Genomic DNA, 19,274 nt, shown 5'->3' with positions numbered 1-19,274 from the left:
TTATTGACCCTCCTTTTTCTTACTGAATTTCTTTAAAGCCACACGTAATATATAACCAGATGCTACGAATAAAATAATTACAGCAATAATAATTGAAACAATTTCTTCTGGAATTCCTGCCGCGTTTGGCATATTTAATGCCCCGTACTTAAGTGATCCGAATAATGATGCCCCGAAGAAGACACCGATTGGGTTATTTGCACCAAGTAAGGCTACGGCAATCCCGTCAAAACCAATACCTGATTGTACGGCTTTAATAGAAGCATTTTGGTATGTACCAAGTGCTTCCATCGCACCAGCAAGACCAGCGAAAACACCTGAAATTGTCATAGCTAAAATAATATTTTTGTTTACACTCATACCTGCATATTCAGCAGCATTTTTGTTGAATCCTACTGCCTTTAACTCGTAACCACGGGTCGTCTTTTCAAGTAAGAACCACATAAGGATTACCATAAGTATCGCTACAATAATACCTAAGTGAAGACTTGAGTTATCTGTAACTTCACGTAACCATGTGTTACGTAATGTTGCAGAAGCCAAAACAGTTGGCGTTTTAAAGCCGCCATCAGATAATGATTTAATCGCAGCGTTTGTTAAATATAGCGCTGTATAGTTTAACATAATAGAAGCAATTACTTCATGTACATGTAGTCTTGCCTTTAAGAAACCTACGATGAATGCCCAGAAAGCACCTGCTGCAGCTGCAGCAATTAATGCTAATGGTAAGTGAATAATTCGAGGTAATCCTTCAATTGCATACCCTACATAAGCTGCTGCTAGCCAACCCATTAAAAGCTGCCCCTCTACCCCGATGTTAAATAAACCTGTACGGAAGGCGAATGCTACCGCCAGACCTGATAAAATATATGGTGTAATTTGGCGAATTGTATTACCGATTGAATACGCATCTCCAAAAATACCGTTCCATAAAGCGATGTAGCCGTCAATAGCGTTATAACCACTGACAACCATCACGATTCCACCAACTAATAAACCTAGAATAACGGAAATGACAGGAACGAGTATATTAACTGTACGACTTGACATTTATTCGTTCCCTCCCTTAACAATACGTGTTTCGCCGGCCATTAATAGACCCAATTCTTGTTCTGTTGTTTCTTTCGGATATACTGTATCAACAATTGTACCGTCGTAAATTACAGCAATTCGGTCCGAAACATTCATAACTTCATCTAATTCAAACGATACTAATAATACCGCTTTACCTTTATCTCGTTGCTCGATTAATCGTGAGTGGATAAATTCAATCGCCCCAACATCGAGACCACGAGTAGGAAGTGCAGCAATTAATAAATCCGGATCTCGGTCAACTTCACGGCCGATAATTGCTTTTTGTTGGTTACCGCCAGATAATGCACGGGCTAGTGTCATTTCACCATTCCCTGTACGAACATCGAACTCTTCAATTACTTGACGTGCTTTCTCATTGATTTCGTTATAATTCATAACAAAACCTTTTGAAATTGGCGCTTTGTAATACGTTTGAAGTGCTATATTATGACCAATTGGGAAGTCTAAAACAAGTCCGTGTTTATGTCGGTCTTGTGGAATATGACCTAAGCCTGTTTCTGTAATTTCACGCGGTTTTAAGCCAGTTATATCTTTACCGCTTAACATTACTTTACCGCTCTTCGCTTTGCGTAAGCCTGTAATTGCTTCGATTAATTCAGATTGACCGTTTCCATCGATACCCGCGATACCAACGATTTCACCACGGCGAACTGATAAGTTTAAACCTTTTACTTTTTCGATATTACGGTAATCAGTTACAACTAAATTCTCAATAGATAAAATTTCTTCTGCTGGATGTGCTTCTGTTTTTTCTGTTTTAAATTCAACTTGGCGTCCAACCATTAATTCTGCAAGCTCATTCGGAGTTGTTTCAGCTGTAACAACTGTCCCAATTCCTTCTCCCTTACGAATAATCGTAACACGGTCAGAAACTTCCATAATTTCTTTTAATTTGTGCGTAATAATAATAATCGATTTTCCTTCTTTAATAAGAAGTTTTAAAATAGCAATTAACTCAATAATTTCTTGAGGTGTTAATGATGCTGTAGGTTCATCAAAAATTAAAATTTCCGCACCACGGTATAACGTTTTTAAAATTTCTACACGTTGCTGCATACCAACAGAAATATCTTCAATTTTCGCATAGGGATCTACGGATAAATTATATTTTTTAGATAAAGCCGCAATGTCTTTCGCTGCATCTTTAATATTAATAGCCCCAAACTTTGTTGGTTCACAGCCTAAAATGATATTTTCAGTAACTGTGAAGTTTTCCACTAACATAAAGTGTTGGTGAACCATCCCGATACCCAAATCATTTGCTTTATTTGGGTCCGTAATCTTCACTGACTTTCCACGTACTTTTATTTCACCAGCTTCTGGTTGATAAAGACCAAAAAGCACATTCATTAAAGTCGACTTACCTGCACCGTTTTCACCAAGTAGTGCATGAATTTCGCCTTTTTGTAATTGGAGAGTGATATTGTTATTTGCTACGAAGCCTCCGAATTCTTTACGGATTCCTAGCATCTCAATCACATGTTCCACTCGATTCACTCCTTTAGGCTAATATGAATTAAATTATTTTTTACTAAAATTAACACATGAAAGATTTCCCTTGAAATCTTTCATCTATTAACTTCCTTCCAATTATTCCTATTCGGCAAATCCTAGAATTATCCTTTTTTTATTATACTAAAAAAATAGAACGCTTACATTGGAATTTAACACATTAATTAACAAATAATTATATGAATCTAGTGAACTGGAATTTATATTAACGGAATTTTAAGAATTCTCACATCAATTACAAAAACATCATAGGAGACATTTGTCCCCTATGATGAAAAGCTTCATAGATAATTACTTATTCTTTTGGTTTTTCTTCTGAAACTTTAATTTCGCCAGCAGCAATTTTCGCTTTATAATCTTCAATATCTTTTAAGATATTTTCAGGAATTGCACCACGAGAATCTGCTAAACCAACACCATCTTCAGCTAAGCCATAAACAGTTGTTTTACCACCAGGGAACTCACCGTTTTTCGCTTTTGTAGCGATATCCACTACAGCGTTATCCACGCCTTTAAGCATTGAAGTTAATGTGATGTTTGTTGAATCATTTACTTGACCTTCAGCGTATTGGTCAGCATCTACACCGATTACCCAAATGTTCGCATTAGCGTCTTTCGCTTTGCGTTCTTTCGCTTCAGAGAATACACCGTTACCAGTACCACCAGCAGCGTGGAAGATAATATCTACGCCAGAAGAGTACATAGCATTTGCAGCGATTTTACCTTTAGAAGCATCATCGAATGCACCAGTGTAGTTCACTTGAATTTCGATATCAGGGTTAACTGTTTTTGCACCTGCAACGAAACCAGCGTGGAAACGGTTGATAACTGGGATATCAACGCCACCTACGAAACCAATTTTACCTGATTGAGACATTTCAGCTGCAACTACACCAGCTAAGAATGCGCCTTCTTGCTCTTTGAAAAGAATGTTTGCTACGTTTGGAGCATCCACTTCTGCATCGATTAATGCGATCATTGAATTTGGATTTTCAGCAGATACTTCAGTAATTGCGTCACCCATCATGAAACCAACGCCGAATACTAAATCGAAGTCACGACGTAATAAGTTGTTTAAGTTTGTGTTGTAGTCTGCGTCAGAAGCAGATTGTAAGTAATCAAAGCCACCGTCTCCACGAGATAAACCGTTGTCAGCGCCAAATTTTTGAACGCCTTCCCAAGCTGATTGGTTGAATGATTTGTCATCAACACCACCAACGTCAGTTACCATTGCTAGTGAAAAGTCACCAGCTTCTTCTGTGTTTGCATCAGAACCTGTGTTGTTGTTTGAAGTGTCTTTTTCTGTTTCTTCGTCGCTACCACATGCAGCTAAGATTGCACCAGTTGCTACTACAGTTGAAATTAATAAACCTAATTTACGCTTTTTCATTAATGAGTCCCCCTCAAAGGTAATTGTGATTAGCAGGAATTAAAATAATAGAAATTATTTGTTCTACACCCGTTTTCGTACTACATGAAAGCTGAACTTGTCAGCTCTAAAGTAGTTTTTCGAGTAAAGTACTACACGATCATTTTCGTCATAGTGTAGCTGTTTCAAAACAAGTAAAGCTGTTTCGGGTCCACATTTTAGGATTGGTGAAACTTCTTCGTGGAATCCAATTGGATCAATATAAGTGATTGCATAAGCGACACGAATATTGCCTGTTTGCTCTAATGCTGAAAAAATTGAAACATTTTGTTTGCTTATAAATTCGTTTGGCAAAAGATTCGCCGGTACTTTGTCTACACAGTAAACAACCGGCTCATTATCTGCTGTTCTTACACGTTCAATCATGACGATATTGTCATCAATGTCAGTTTGGAATCGTTCCACATCATCTTCCGTAGCTTTTTCTTCCTTTGCACTAATGAAAATTGAGCCAGGATGCATACCAGCATTTTCAATCATAGATGATACACTCGATAATTGCTCAATTCCAGATGTAAATACTGGTTTTGGATTAACGAAGGTACCGACTCCATGACGACGGACGATAATATTTTCCTCTTCTAATAGTCGAAGTGCCTCACGTAGTGTTGCACGACTTACACCAAGTGTTTTTGAAAGTTCAAATTCAGATGGTAATTTTTCGTTCTCACGATAGATACCTTTATCAATATCTGATTTTAATCTATCAATCACTTGTAGGTATAAATGACGATGATCCGCTTTAATTGACATTAAGTATCACCACCATTACATAGAGATCAGACATCTGATGTACAACATTCCTACTAATTCGTGAATTAATATAACACTTTCAGCGATAAAAGAAAACATATTTATATAAATGTGTCATGTAAAAGTGAATTTTGAGCGAATTTATTAAAAAACTCATAGAAATTCATATATTCAGAATAGTAATTTAATTTAGAATTATTTAAATTTTACAATCGATTAAGAACTTGTCTAGGTTTACTGCCTTCAGGTGGACCTACAATCCCTCTTTGTTCCATTTGATCAACGATTCGTGCAGCACGTGAATAACCAATTCGGAATCGACGTTGCAATAACGATACTGACGCTGTTTGCATTTCCAATACCAGTTGGACTGCATCTTCGTATAGCTCATCTGTTTCATCTAAAGGATCGACTACAGGTTCATCTGTTGGAATCATTTCCTCTTCATATTGTGCTTTTTGTTGTTCAATAACACTTGCTATTACCTTCTCTACTTCATGATCACTTACAAATGCCCCTTGAACACGAACTGGCTTTGAAGAACCAGCAGGTAAATATAACATATCTCCGCGCCCTAAAAGTCGTTCAGCCCCACCCATATCAAGAATTGTTCGTGAATCGACAGCGGATGAAACGGCAAAAGCAATACGCGATGGAATGTTTGCTTTAATAATACCTGTAATAACATCTACTGATGGACGCTGCGTAGCAATAATTAAATGAATCCCTGCAGCTCGTGCCATTTGGGCTAGTCTTGTAATGGCATCCTCTACTTCATGGGAAGCTACCATCATTAAATCGGCTAATTCATCTACAATCACAACAATATAAGGGAGTTTCGGCTGTTTTTCCTGTGCGTCTTCATTGTGCATCATAATATGCTCATTATAGCCTTCAATATTACGCGTACCAGTCATTGAAAATAAATCATAGCGGCGTTCCATTTCAGAAACGACTTTTTGTAAGGCTTGAGCTGCTTTACGCGCATCCGTTACAACTGGAGCTAATAGATGTGGAATCCCATTATAAACACTTAGCTCGACCATTTTTGGATCGATCATCATCATGCGTACTTCTGATGGTTTGGCACGCATAATAAGCGACACGATCATATCGTTAATGCATACACTTTTCCCACTACCAGTAGACCCTGCCACAAGTAAGTGAGGCATTTTATTTAATTCGGCTGAAATAGCTTGTCCCGTTACGTCACGACCTAGACTAACAAGTAGTTTGGAATCCGGCTTATATTGATCGTTTGCTTCTATTACTTCTCGTAATGTGACGATAGCGACCTCACTATTTGGAACTTCAATTCCGACAGCTGATTTCCCTGGAATGGGTGCTTCAATTCGAATGTCTTTCGCCGCAAGAGCTAATGCTAAATCGTCCTGTAAACTAACAATCTTGCTTACCTTTACCCCTGTATCTGGCATAACTTCATATTTCGTGACAGCCGGGCCTAAGTGTACTTGTGTTACTTTCGCTTTTACACCGAAGCTTGCAAATGTTTGCTCTAGCTTTTTCGCATTCGATTGAATAACTGAAAACTCGCCACTTTGATCATGTTCAGGAGGTGCTTTCAACAATTGAATGGATGGTAATAAATACGGCTTTTCTGATTGATGTTCTGTTTCTGCTTTCGCTAAATTCAACTCTTCAATCGGTGTATCTTCCACTACCTGTTTTGTTTCATTTTGTTTTTCATTTTTTACTTGCTCAACAAAATTTGAAATAATAGGTGCGTCGTTTTGTGTCGCAGCAGTAATAATAATTTGCTCCTCATCTGCTGCTTCTTCTTCTTGTTGCTCACCTTGATAGCGATGAGAGTTATTTTTCGGCTCTTTTGGTGCCGGTTTTGATACCCGTTTTTTACGTTTTATTTTCCCTTTGAAACTTGGCATTTTATCGAACAGAATTGGGACCATTGCTTTTCCTGTAATTAGGATAGCACCAATGGCTAAAAAGACGGTGGCCGCAATTTTTGTCCCTGCGGAATCAAAAAGCACATGTAAAATACTAAATAATAATCCACCGATCATCCCGCCACCAAGAGCATTACTGCGGTTCGTAATGCCATCATTACTAATTAAGATGCGCCATGTTTCTTTTAACACGGAATTCGATATTAATGAATTTGTTTCATACAGTTGCTCGAATAGCATACTATGACTAAAAATTGTTAAACTTGCACCAACAAATAGTACCCCATATACAATGCGACTTTTAAAGGCGACCCCCCTTCTTCGTACCATCAGCATCCCTGCTATTAAAAAGCATAATAATGGGACAAGGAAATGTAAGTTTCCTAATAAGAATAATGTAATAGAATGCGTCCACTTTCCAACAAATCCCAATTCAAGGAATTCTATAATGGCAAAAGCAATTAATAGTAACCCGATAATTTCATATGCGAGTGGATGAAGCTCCTTTTGGCTATTTTTGGCCTTCGTTTTTGGCTTTGGTTTTGACTTTGCTTTGATGTTTTTAGTTTTGCGTTCCAATGGCTTGTTCACCTACTTTTTAAAAATATTTGCCATCCTTTTAGACGACGTAACTTGCCTTTTGGCTCCACTTTGTCTAATTAAGGAGAAAAAAAGGGTTTTCTCACACCGTTCGGCAAGAAAACCCTCATTTTTAGAAGTGCTTAGTATTCCATGATGATTGGAATAATCATAGGACGGCGCTTCGTTTTTTGGAATAAATATTGATTTAATGTATCACGAATTTCTTGTTTAATGTTTGTCCACTCAAAAGTATCTTTACCAACATACTTTTCGATGACTTCACGTGCCATAACCGAAGCTTCTTCCATTAACTGCTCCGATTCACGAACATAAACAAATCCGCGTGATAAAATTTCTGGACCTGACGCAATTTTCTTTTGTGCACGATTAAGTGTAACAACAACAATGAAAATACCATCTTGAGAAAGTAGTTTACGGTCACGCAATACGATGTTACCAACATCACCAACACCAATACCATCGATTAAAACGTTACCAGCTTGTACACGACCTGTCATGCGCATTTTACCATTTTTGTATTCGATAATATCGCCTTTATCTGCGATGAAAATTTGAGATTTTTGTAAACCTATTTGTTGTGCTAATTTCGAGTGCGCAATTAACATGCGGTATTCCCCTTGAATTGGCACAAAATACTTCGGCTTCATGAAGTTTAGCATTAATTTTAAATCTTCCGCGCTACCATGACCTGAAACGTGAACTTTTTTGTTAGAAGTTAAAATATGCGCGCCAGCTTTTGATAAATGGTTCATTGTATTGTACATTTGCACTTCCATGCTTGGAGATGGTGTAAATGTAATTAATACTGTATCGGTATTTTTAATTTTGACATCACGGTGGTGTTTACGCACAATTTTATCAAGTGCATCAAGTGGTTCACCTTTGTTACCTGTTGCCATAATAATAATTTCATCATCTGCAAACTTATGGATTGCGTTGACTGGTACTAAAGTTTCTTCGTCGACTTCTAAGTAGCCTAAGTTCACACCGATATCAACGATTTTTTCTAATGATTTGCCTACAACTGCTACTTTACGGTGTGATGCAGCCGCTTGCTTGAACACTTGTTGAATACGAATAAAGTTCGATGCATAAAGCGCTACGATAATTCGACCAGGTGCCGAATGGAACGTTTTTTGCAATTCTTCTGCGATAACCGATTCACTCGTTGTGTAACCAGGACGATCCGCTTCTACTGATTCCGATAACAGCATAAATACGCCTTCTTCACCAAGCATCGCCATTTTCGCTAAATCTGGTTTGAACTTACCTGTAGCAGATTGATCGAACTTGAATTCACCTGTATGAACAATCGCACCTTCTGATGTATGGAACACAATTCCTAAAGAATCTGGAATACTATGTGTTGTATGGAAGAACGTCACATACGTTGAGTTGAAATTCATACGACTGTTGTTTGTTACTTCGAAGAATTTCACTTGGTATGGTGCAGGTAATTCTTTCAAATGTTCTTTTGCTAAAGCAATTGTCAATTTTGAACCGTAAACGGGTGCTTTAATTTTCTTTAACACGTACGCAATTGAGCCAATCGCATCTTCATGTCCGTGAGTTAAGAAAATCCCTTTTACACGATCTTTATTTTCTTCTAAATACGTAATATCAGGGATGACGATATCAATTCCTAGCATTTCGTCCTCTGGGAACATCAACCCACTGTCCACTACGAACAGCTCTTCATCAATTTCAATTACATACATTGATTTTCCGATTTCGCCAACTCCGCCTAACGGAATGACACGGATTAATTCATTTTTTGTCTTTGTCACTTTGTTTCCTCCTAAAATGTTCCGAACAGCAACCACTTAAATTTCATTATACGGGGAGAATGGATTTAGTACAAATAAAAAAAGTGATTTTCTAGCTGAATCAAAAAATACCATTTGGATTCAACAAAATTTTATTGTTCTATGAACCGATATAAAATAAAACGACCACCAAGGTTTATAGATGGTGGCCGTCATATCTTTAACTATTTTGTAAGGCACGGAATTTTTCAGCTTTTGCTTGATACGTATCCCAAATGTTATCGAATGCTTGCTTTTCTTCTGGCAACATTTCCATCATTGGCATACGCACATCTAATGTATCAAATCCTAGTTTTGTCATCGCGTACTTAACTGGCGATGGGTTTGGCTGTGCAAACAGAGCACGAACAAGTGGTAATAGCGCTCGGTGAATTTGAGCAGCTTCTTGATGACGTCCTTCTTCAAATGCACGAACCATTTGTTGCATGTCTTTGCCGACAACGTGCGAGGCAACCGAAATAATACCGCGACCCCCTATTGCAAGCAGTGGTAATGTTAACCCATCATCACCTGAATATACATAAAAGTCGGATGCAACATTTTCGATAATGTCTCCCATTTGATCTAAATTACCGCTCGCTTCTTTAATGCATGTAATATTTTCAACATCTCGACTAATTTTAATGGTCGTTTCCGCTAAAATATTTGCTCCCGTACGACCTGGTACATTATAAAGCATAACGGGTAATGAAGTTTCTTTTGCAATCGTTTCAAAGTGGGCATACATTCCACGTTGGTTTGGCTTATTATAATACGGTGTTACTAGCATAATGCCATCTGCGCCGTTTTCTTCAGCCTTATGTGTCATGGCAATGGAATAAGCTGTTTCATTATCTCCTGTACCCGCGATAACCGGTACACGACCTGCCACTTTTTCGACGGTAAAACGAACAACTTCAATTTTTTCCTCCGTTGACATCGTTGGGTTTTCTGATGTCGTCCCACACGCTACAATCGCATCCGTTCCGTTATCGATTAAATGGTTAATAATTCTTTCTAACTCAGGATAATTAATCGTACCGTCTTTTTTAAACGGTGTAATCATCGCTGTCCCAATACGTCCGAAATCCATGAATACATCTCCTCTTATAGTAGGTTATCCTCTAACATTGCTTCTGCGATTTGAATGGAGTTAAGTGCAGCTCCCTTTAATAAATTATCTGAAACAATCCATAAGTGGAAACCTTTTTTGTTATCTAAATCTTGGCGAATACGGCCTACAAATGTCGGATCCTCATTTTCAGCAAAAATTGGCATAGGATAAATTTGTTGTGTAATATCATCTTGTAAAACAATGCTTGGTGCGTCTTTTAATACATCGAAAATAGCTTGAACTGTGGCTTCTTGTTCTAGTTCGATATATACAGATTCTGAATGGCCTGATACAACGGGTACACGTACACATGTTGCTGCAACGTTCATGTCAGGTGCTTCCATAATTTTTTTCGTTTCATTAATCATTTTCATTTCTTCATATGTAAATCCATTGTCTGTGAACTTATCAATTTGTGGAATGACGTTACGTGCAATAGGGAAATGCTTAGCGTCAGATTTAACTGGTAATACGTTTGCTTCCACATTTTTACCTTGCTCCCACTGCGTGCTTTGCTCACGTAATTCATTGATTGCCGCAATACCTGAACCTGATACCGCTTGATAAGTTGATACGACAATTTTTGTTAAGCCAAACTTTTCACGAATCGGTTGCAATGCAGCGACCATTTGAATCGTTGAACAGTTGGGGTTAGCGATAATCCCTTTTGGAATAACCTTTAATGCGTGTCGATTTACTTCTGGTACAACGAGTGGTACTTCAGGGTCCATGCGGAAATGGCTTGTGTTATCAATAACAACTGCCCCACGTTTTGCAGCTTCTGGTGCTAATGCTGCTGAGACAGAGCCACCTGCTGAGAATAATGCAATGTCTACACCTTCGAAACTTTCTGGCGTTGCTTCTTCGATTGTATATGTTTTCCCATTGAATTCTATCGGATTTCCTGCTGAACGTGCCGATGCTAAAAATTTGATTGAGGCAATAGGAAATTTACGTTCTACTAATTTCTCCATTATTTTTGATCCTACTGCTCCTGTTGCTCCTACTACTGCAACATTCAATTGTTTTGTCATTTTTCATCTCTCCTAAAGTAATCTGTTATGTATATAATGTTGGATATTGTATCACAATTTTTTTTAAATGTGTTAGATTATTTGATTATTTAAAATATTGTATAAATATCGGTTGTAGTTGTTTTTTATGAGCGAGCGCAAATGATACCGTTTCGAGCATTTTCGTGAAATCCGAAATTAGTGATGTTGGTTTTTTTATGGGATCATCTTGACCAAACGGTATAAAATATACATTTTTTGCGTTGAGTAATTTCATGATGTTCATACCATTCAAACCGAGTGCATCATTTGTAGAAATACCTAATACAACAGGTGAACCATTACGTAATGTTGCCTTTGCCGCCATAAGAACTGGGCTATCCGTTGCAGCATTCGCAAACTTACTAATGGAGTTTCCAGTCATCGGTGCAATAACCATGCAATCAAGTGGATTTTTCGGTCCGAATGGCTCCGCTTCGACGATTGAGCTAACAACCTTTTCACCTGATAATTGTTCAATTTTCTCTATCCATTCTTCCCCTGTACCGAACCTCGTTGCAGCGTGGAGTACTGAAGGTGTAATAATTGGTACAACTGTCGCACCAGCCTCTCGAAAACTTGCAATTTTTGGGACGACATCCTCATACGTACAATGCGATGCGGTAATGCCTAAACCTATTCGTTTTCCTTCAAGTATTGTCATCATCCTTCCCTAACGCAACAATCGTTTCAAATAAAATCTTTGCTGCTGCCTGTGGAAAGTATTTCCCAGGTAATGCTGGCAAAAGTTCATATTGTGAAAGTACAACATCTTTTAAACAGCCTGGAGCTGAAGCCACATCATAAATCGGACAAGTGCTCCAAGATAAAAATTCTTTTGTCAGCCAAGGCGTTGGAATGGTATTAATCAATAAATCTGCATCATGAACAGTCGCTTCATTTATAATAATTCCGTCATATCCATATGCGATAGCCTCCGCGTTTTGGGCTTCTGATCTAACAGCAATTTGTACGTTTGCTCGCAAGCGACTTAAAAATAATGCGAGCATTTTACTAACACGCCCAAAACCGGTAATGATTATTTTTTTGTGTTGAACACTTACACGTTCTTTATATAAATGTGCGAGTAACCCTTCAGCAGTTAGTGCCGCATTTTTCCAAATAAATAGTTCGTCTTGTAAATAATCATATTGCTTTATGTGCTGCAATTGTTGTGCCCACTTGTCATTTAGACGACCTGCATAAATTTCTGCGTGCCGAATGCCAAGTAACTCATCCACTTCAATGGCAAGCGGATGAATCGGTAAGACAATCTTCGTTGGATGAAACTCTAATACAACCTTATTCAACGCTTCATCCCAAGTGTTTGTTTTTTTATAATAGACATTTGGATAAACATTCGATAATTCTTTCGCTAAAAACTTCATGCGCTCATCTTCACCTATAATTAAAAAGCGTTCACTCATAATGTATTTTGCATCGTTGTTGTTGTTTTTTGAAATAAAATACGGTCTTCACCAATGAGCAAAATTTCTTCCCACGGAATATATTTCACCATACCTGCTTTCTTTCTTTGAAACGGCATTTTCACCATTTGCGCAGGCATTTCGAATCCTAGAATTTTACCGGTCTTTGGATCAAAAATACATTCGGTCTCCGCTAAAAAGCCATAACGTACCCCTTTTTCCATTTCAATTAATTCCTTTTCTGCAAGCTCTGATAACAGCATTCCTAACCTCCTTTTAAATAGGCTCATCAATACTATATGCATCTAAACTTCCCCATGTGAAATTGAATTTTCCGAATTTTTAGTAGACAACTCATCCTTAACTGTATACACTGTACATATACAGTATAAATACAGGTGGTGAAATAGCTAGTGATCATTAAATTAAGCAATGTAAGTGACAAACCTATTTACGAACAAATTACTGATCAATTAAAACAAGCGATTCTTTCAGGTAAGCTCGTGACTGGTGAGGCACTTCCTTCAATCCGCGCACTCGCTAGAGAATTAAAAATTAGCGTCATGACGACAAAGCGTGCCTATGCCGACTTAGAGCGAGACGGCTTTATCGAAACAGTCGCTGGTAAAGGAAGCTTCGTCGCAGAGCGCAATCAAGACTTTTTAAGAGAAGAGCTCATTCGTCAAATAGAGGTGCATTTAACAAAGGTTGTAACTATTGCTAGAACAGCAAATGTTGGACGTGAAGAACTGATTGAATTAGTTGAATTGTTATTGGAGGAATGATTATGTATGCGATTGAAGTAAAAAATGTTTCAAAGCAAATGAAGAAATTTCGTTTAAATAATATTTCATTTAATGTGGAATACGGGACAATTGCGGGATTTATCGGTCAAAATGGTGCAGGTAAAACGACAACGATGAAATTGATTCTAAATTTATTAAAAAAGATTGATGGCGATATTTTGATTTTCGGAAAAGAACATGTTGCGCACGAAGTCGAATTAAAATCACAAATTGGCGTTGTTTTTGATGAATTACATATTCCTGAAAACTTTTCGCCTAGAGAACTTGATGTATTATACGGAAATGTGTATTCATCTTGGGATCGTTCCTATTTTAATCAGTTACTCGATAAGCTTTGTGTACCGAAGTACGACAAAATCAAAACAATGTCTAAAGGAGAAAAGACAAAACTTGCCTTAAGCTTAGCATTAGCTCATCGTCCGAAATTATTGTTGCTCGATGAACCTACGAGTGGACTTGATCCAATTGTTCGCGATGAAGTATTAGGCATATTGCAACAGTTTATGGAACAAGAAGAGCATGCAATTTTGCTTTCTTCGCATATTACGAGTGATTTAGAGAAAATTGCGGATACCATTACATTTATTCATGAAGGGGAAATTCTATTTAGCGAAAATAAAGATGATCTACTTTATGGTTATGGTATTTGGAAAGGTTCAATGGAAGAGGCAGAAGTCATTCCAAATCAAGCGATTATCGGGAAGCGTGATTATGCATTTGGTGTGGAGTATTTAATCCTACGTGAGTTTTTAAATCCAGTTATTGAACTACAAAAGCCAACGATTGATGACATCATGCTATTTTTCGTTAAGGGGCGTAAAGCATGAAGAATCCCCTTTTACGCTATTATTCACAGGAGGTTAGCGCTTGGATCTATGTAGCACCTCTTGTTTATACATTGTTTGGATGTATTTTATTATTCGATGGTGTAGAAATAGCGGTCTATTTTATCTTAACTCTTTGTGTCACCTCCATTTGTGCCATTTATTTTGATAAACGTGAAAAGGAAATTCTAATGACCAGCCTGTTTCCAATTTCCAACAAAACTTTTTTCATGGTTGATTTGCTATTTATTGGTCGTATCATTTTAGGCTACTACTTATACAGTTTAGCAATCAGTACTTTACTCTCTTCTCTTTATCATCAAACGCTTGTGTTACCATCCATTAAACAATTAATATTTAGTGCGGTTATTTGTTTTTTCATTACATCGCTATTTTTCTTTGTACGTTCTTTTAATTTTAGACAGTATATTAATTTATCTATATTGGCTTTCCCAATCCTTTTCGCAATTTTGATTCCATCGATTAAAAGCCTAACCTTGTATCATTGCCTATTATTCTTAACTTTATCTGTAGTGCTATTCATTATAGCAACCATTCTTACATTCACTTATGAGGGAAGGAGAGATATTTCATGACTGCTTTAATTAAAAACTACTTTTATTTATCAAGAAAATTATTATATGTAATTGTCTGTACAATTATTTTTGTTTTTATCCTTAGCTGGTTACTAAATGGTGAAATAAAAGTTGGTTCCATTTCTATTTATTTTTTTCTTTTGGCTCCCATATTAGCAACGAGCTTTTTATTAGAAAATAATTTCATTCAAACCTTTCGAATTATGCCGATTTCGGTTAAAGATTTTATAAAAAGCGTGTTTATTTTCGGGATATTAATCGAAATTTTCGTCTCGATACCTCTTATAGGCCGAGAACTTTATTTATATGTAACGGATCAAATAGAGTTCTTTAATTTTTGTTTTAATTTCGGTATGTTCGCTGCTGCAGTTGCCGCAATCGGGGCAACCATGACAAAGTTTTTTACGAATCCTAGTGAAAAAACAAAAAGCTTTTCTTTTGGTACAATCATGTTCTATTTAATCGCTTTAGTTATCCCGCATCTCATTGTTGTACTTATTTTTTCAATAATGGGACTACCCCTGATTGGCTGCTTTATTATGCCGATTGTTAGCTTAATTATTTTTTATCATTTTTACAAAAAATCAATAATTCACTATGAAAACGCAGAATTTTAAAAAGGACAGCGCATATATTTTTGCGCTGTCCTCCTCATTTATTCATTCTCTGGGCCAATAATAGCGATTGCCGGTTCGTTTAATAAAATCTTCGTTATCAAATCATCCATTGAATCCATTGAAATGGCGTCAATTTTAGCTAATACTTCATCAACCGTGCGATGATTTTGATGAATCAGCTCGTTCACACCATTACGGTTCATATAGTCCTCTGTACCTTCAAGTCCTAACACAAAGCTGCCCTTTAATTGCTCTTTAGCATTTTCAAGCTCTTCTTCCGTTACTCCACCTGCCACAACATCAAATAAGGTTTGGTCCATTTGCTGTTTAAGTGCATCTAAATTTTGTTTCGATGCGGATGCAGCAATTGTAAATGCCCCAACATCCTCAAAGCTTGATTGAAAACTAAATACTGAGTAAGCTAAGCCACGATCTTCACGTACATCTTGGAAAAGTCGTGAGCTCATATTGCCACCAATAATATTATTTAATGCAACAAAGCTATACATTTGAGGATCCTTCACATTAATAGCCGGGAATGAAATCGCAATATGTGCTTGCTCTGTATCACGTGTTTTTTCAACTTCACCAGCAGTAAATTCAGGATACGATGGCTTTGAAACTATGGATTTGCTACTTGCTTCATATGTACCAAATAATGCTTCTATTTTTTCAAGTAAGCCTTCTTCAATATTACCCGCAATTGAAATAACCACATTTTTTGGCCCATAATGCTTCGCCATATACGTACGAATCATAGCTTCATCAAATGTCTCAAGTGTTTCTGCTGTTCCTAAAATCGGACGTCCTAATGCATCATTTGGATACATTACAGCCCATAATTTTTCATGCACATCATCAGCTGGATCATCTTCACTCATATAAATTTCTTCTAAAACCACTTGACGTTCACGCTCAATATCCTCTTGACTAAAGAGTGAATTGAAAAACATATCTGCCAAAATCGTAATCGCAATTTCACCGTGATGGTCTAATACTTTTGCAAAATAGCATGTATTTTCCTTTGAGGTAAAGGCATTGATTTCCCCACCGATACGATCAAATTGTTCTGCAATTTGTCGAGCCGTACGATTTTTTGTGCCTTTAAAAAGCATATGTTCAATAAAATGTGTGATGCCGTTTTCTTCTGGTGTCTCATAGCGCGAACCTGCATTCACCCATACCCCTACCGATAAAGAGCGAACATGAGGCATTTGTTCTGCAACAATTCGCACTCCATTTTTCGCTGTAATTACTTGTACCATAATTTGCTCCCATCCTTTTAACGTTTCATCTATTAAAAAGAGACTGTACAGTGTTGTACAGCCCCTCTTTAAAACTATCTTATCTATTGCTTTCGGTGCAGAAAACCTCTTTTGCACATGTCGCTTTGCTTTCGGTGCAGAAAACCTTTTGCACCTGTCGCTTTGCTTTCGGTGCAGAAAACATTCTTTTGCACCTGTCGCTTTGCTTTCGGTACAGAAAACATTCTTTTGCACCTGTCGCTTTGCTTTCGGTGCAGAAAACCTTTTGCACCTGTCGCTTTGCTTTCGGTGCAGAAAATAATAATAGGCTAAACGCCTATTATTATTTTTGCTCTGCTCGTTCTTTTTCTTCTTGGATTACTACTTTACGTGATAAGTTTACTCGACCTTGTTTGTCGATTTCGATACATTTCACTAGTAATTGATCGCCAAGTTTTAGAACGTCTTCAACTTCTTTTGTACGCTCTTCTTGGATTTCAGAAATGTGTAATAAACCATCTTTACCTGGGAAGATTTCACAGAACGCACCGAATTTTTCAATACGTTTTACAGTAGACATGTAGTACTCGCCTACTTTTGCTTCACGTACGATTGATTCGATCATTTCTTTCGCGCGGTTAATCATACCTTCATCAGCTGAAGCGATATAGATTGTACCGTCTTGTTCTGTATCAATTTTAACGCCAGTTTCGTCGATGATTTTGTTAATCACTTTACCACCTGGTCCGATAACATCGCGGATTTTGTCAGGATTGATTTTAATTGACACGATTTTTGGCGCGTGTTTCGATAATGAAGTACGAGGTTCAGAAATAGTTGTCATCATATGTTCTAAAATTTGCATACGACCGATTTTCGCTTGTGTTAGAGCTTCCTCTAAAATGTTGCGAGATAATCCATCGATTTTAATATCCATTTGAAGTGCTGTTACACCTTTAGCTGTACCAGCAACTTTAAAGTCCATATCGCCAAGGTGATCTTCCATACCTTGTATATCTGTTAATACTGTATAGTGTTCGTCTTTTTTAACAAGACCCATTGCAATACCTGCAACTGGAGCTTTTAATGGAACACCTGCAGCCATTAATGACATAATAGATGCACAAATTGATGCTTGAGAAGTAGAACCATTTGATTCTAATACTTCTGCTACACAACGAATTGCATATGGGAATTCTTCTTCTGAAGGAAGTACTGCTGAAATAGCACGCTCACCTAAAGCACCGTGACCGATTTCACGACGACCTGGAGAGCCATAACGACCTGTTTCCCCAACTGAGAATGCTGGGAAGTTATAATGGTGCATGAAGCGTTTTGACTCTTCAACACCAAGACCATCGATAATTTGAACGTCGCCTAATGCGCCTAGTGTACAAATTGAAAGTGCTTGCGTTTGTCCACGTGTGAACATTGCTGATCCATGTGCACGTGGTAATAAATCAACCTCAGATGATAACGGACGAATTTCGTCTTGTTTACGACCATCTGGACGGATTTTATCTTCAGTGATTAAGCGACGAACTTCGTCTTTCACCATTTTGTCTAAAATTGATTTTACTTGCTTCATTGTTTCTTCGTTAGCTTCTTCGGCCTCATAAGATTCAATAATGCGATTTTTTACAGCTGTAATGTTTTCTTCACGCTCTTGCTTGTCCACTGTTTGGATAGCTGCGTTCATGTCTACTTCACAAGCTTTTTTAATAGCAGCTGTTAATTCTGCATCTAATTCATACAGTACAACTTCTACTTTTTCTTTTCCGACTTCCGCAATAATTTGTTCTTGGAAGGCGATTAATTTTTTAATTTCTTCGTGACCGAACATGATCGCTTCAAGCATGATTTCTTCAGGTACTTCTAAAGCACCTGCTTCTACCATGTTGACAGCATCTTTATTACCAGCAACTGTTAGGTGTACTGTTGATTTTGCAGATTGTTCAAGTGTTGGGTTAACAACGAATTCACCGTTGATATATCCAATATGAACACCAGCAATCGGTCCATCGAATGGAATGTCTGAAATGGCTAACGATAATGAAGAACCGAACATCGCTGCTACATCAGATGGGCAATCTTGATCATTTGACATAACCATTAAGATTGATTGTACTTCGTTACGGAAGCCATCTGGGAACATTGGGCGAATTGGACGGTCGATTAAACGAGATGTTAATACCGCTGTTTCTGAAGGACGGCCTTCACGTTTAATGAAGCCTCCTGGAATTTTACCTGCTGCATATAGACGTTCTTCGTAGTTAACTGTTAATGGGAAGAAATCTAATGGTTTTGGTGATTTTGACATTGTTGCTGTCGCTAATACTGCTGTTTCGCCGTAACGAACCATTGCAGCACCGTTTGCTTGTTTTGCTAACTGTCCTACTTCTACTACAAGTGGACGGCCAGCCCATTCATACGAAAAGACTTTTTTTTCGTTCATTAAATGAACCCCTTTCT

The 19,274-nt window shown here is 37.6% G+C and carries 17 protein-coding genes; 4 read left to right on the top strand and 13 right to left on the bottom strand.

Annotated elements, in window-relative coordinates; translation table 11 throughout:
- The 11 genes from DCE79_RS04705 to DCE79_RS04655 form a co-directional block, all read right to left on the bottom strand.
- Entirely contained in the window at positions 1-1,050 is a 1,050-nt protein-coding gene (locus DCE79_RS04705) for an ABC transporter permease (protein WP_108711962.1), read from the bottom strand.
- Positions 1,051-2,583, bottom strand: a complete 1,533-nt coding sequence (locus DCE79_RS04700) for an ABC transporter ATP-binding protein (protein WP_108711961.1) — start codon at positions 2,581-2,583, stop codon at positions 1,051-1,053.
- Positions 2,584-2,902: 319 nt separating this feature from the next.
- Positions 2,903-3,997: a BMP family lipoprotein gene (locus tag DCE79_RS04695; RefSeq protein ID WP_108711960.1), complete on the bottom strand. Its 1,095-nt coding sequence runs from the start codon at positions 3,995-3,997 to the stop codon at positions 2,903-2,905.
- A 63-nt stretch (positions 3,998-4,060) separates the two neighbouring features.
- Positions 4,061-4,789, bottom strand: a complete 729-nt coding sequence (locus DCE79_RS04690) for a GntR family transcriptional regulator (protein WP_108711959.1) — start codon at positions 4,787-4,789, stop codon at positions 4,061-4,063.
- Between the two features lie 206 nt (positions 4,790-4,995).
- Positions 4,996-7,293 carry an FtsK/SpoIIIE family DNA translocase gene (locus DCE79_RS04685; protein ID WP_108711958.1) on the bottom strand — a complete coding sequence of 766 codons (2,298 nt, stop codon included), beginning with the start codon at positions 7,291-7,293 and terminating at the stop codon, positions 4,996-4,998.
- 143 nt (positions 7,294-7,436) lie between these two features.
- A complete protein-coding gene (locus DCE79_RS04680) occupies positions 7,437-9,104 on the bottom strand; it encodes a ribonuclease J (protein WP_108711957.1) in 1,668 nt (555 codons plus the stop codon).
- A 199-nt stretch (positions 9,105-9,303) separates the two neighbouring features.
- On the bottom strand, positions 9,304-10,215 hold the full coding sequence (gene dapA / locus DCE79_RS04675) for a 4-hydroxy-tetrahydrodipicolinate synthase (RefSeq protein ID WP_108711956.1): 912 nt from the start codon (positions 10,213-10,215) through the stop codon (positions 9,304-9,306).
- A gap of 14 nt (positions 10,216-10,229) precedes the next feature.
- A complete protein-coding gene (locus DCE79_RS04670; RefSeq protein WP_108711955.1) occupies positions 10,230-11,270 on the bottom strand; it encodes an aspartate-semialdehyde dehydrogenase in 1,041 nt (346 codons plus the stop codon).
- Positions 11,271-11,355: 85 nt separating this feature from the next.
- A complete protein-coding gene (locus DCE79_RS04665; RefSeq protein WP_108714423.1) occupies positions 11,356-11,946 on the bottom strand; it encodes a dipicolinate synthase subunit B in 591 nt (196 codons plus the stop codon).
- Positions 11,939-12,715, bottom strand: coding sequence for a dipicolinate synthase subunit A (locus DCE79_RS04660; RefSeq protein WP_108711954.1), 777 nt, complete (start codon positions 12,713-12,715; stop codon positions 11,939-11,941). Before DCE79_RS04660 ends, DCE79_RS04665 begins: the two co-directional genes overlap by 8 nt.
- Positions 12,712-12,978, bottom strand: a complete 267-nt coding sequence (locus DCE79_RS04655; RefSeq protein WP_108711953.1) for a YlmC/YmxH family sporulation protein — start codon at positions 12,976-12,978, stop codon at positions 12,712-12,714. Before DCE79_RS04655 ends, DCE79_RS04660 begins: the two co-directional genes overlap by 4 nt.
- A gap of 150 nt (positions 12,979-13,128) precedes the next feature.
- Between DCE79_RS04655 and DCE79_RS04650 the strand changes: the two genes are divergently transcribed.
- From DCE79_RS04650 to DCE79_RS04635, 4 genes are read left to right on the top strand one after another with little or no spacing between them, the layout of a single operon-like run.
- The gene (locus tag DCE79_RS04650) at positions 13,129-13,500 is read left to right on the top strand and encodes a GntR family transcriptional regulator (RefSeq protein ID WP_108711952.1); all 372 of its coding nucleotides are present in this window, start codon (positions 13,129-13,131) and stop codon (positions 13,498-13,500) included.
- A 2-nt stretch (positions 13,501-13,502) separates the two neighbouring features.
- The gene (locus DCE79_RS04645) at positions 13,503-14,348 is read left to right on the top strand and encodes an ABC transporter ATP-binding protein (RefSeq protein ID WP_108711951.1); all 846 of its coding nucleotides are present in this window, start codon (positions 13,503-13,505) and stop codon (positions 14,346-14,348) included.
- Complete coding sequence (locus tag DCE79_RS04640) at positions 14,345-14,941, top strand: ATPase (RefSeq protein WP_108711950.1); 597 nt, start codon at positions 14,345-14,347, stop codon at positions 14,939-14,941. The genes DCE79_RS04645 and DCE79_RS04640 overlap by 4 nt, the downstream gene beginning before the upstream one ends.
- Positions 14,938-15,558 (top strand): hypothetical protein, encoded by a 621-nt coding sequence (locus DCE79_RS04635; RefSeq protein ID WP_108711949.1) that lies wholly within the window; start codon positions 14,938-14,940, stop codon positions 15,556-15,558. The genes DCE79_RS04640 and DCE79_RS04635 overlap by 4 nt, the downstream gene beginning before the upstream one ends.
- Positions 15,559-15,596: 38 nt before the next feature.
- Here DCE79_RS04635 and DCE79_RS04630 read toward each other — a convergent pair whose 3' ends face one another.
- Both DCE79_RS04630 and pnp read right to left on the bottom strand, forming a co-directional pair.
- Positions 15,597-16,823, bottom strand: coding sequence for a M16 family metallopeptidase (locus DCE79_RS04630; RefSeq protein ID WP_108711948.1), 1,227 nt, complete (start codon positions 16,821-16,823; stop codon positions 15,597-15,599).
- 322 nt (positions 16,824-17,145) lie between these two features.
- A complete protein-coding gene (gene pnp / locus DCE79_RS04625; protein ID WP_108711947.1) occupies positions 17,146-19,257 on the bottom strand; it encodes a polyribonucleotide nucleotidyltransferase in 2,112 nt (703 codons plus the stop codon).
- Positions 19,258-19,274: the final 17 nt, after the last annotated feature.

It is taken from the genome of Lysinibacillus sp. 2017, assembly GCF_003073375.1.
In the GTDB taxonomy this organism is placed as follows: Bacteria; Bacillota; Bacilli; order Bacillales_A; family Planococcaceae; genus Solibacillus.
The sequence above is the reverse complement of the archived record's forward strand: the minus strand, read 5'-3'. Positions and strand labels throughout refer to the sequence as shown.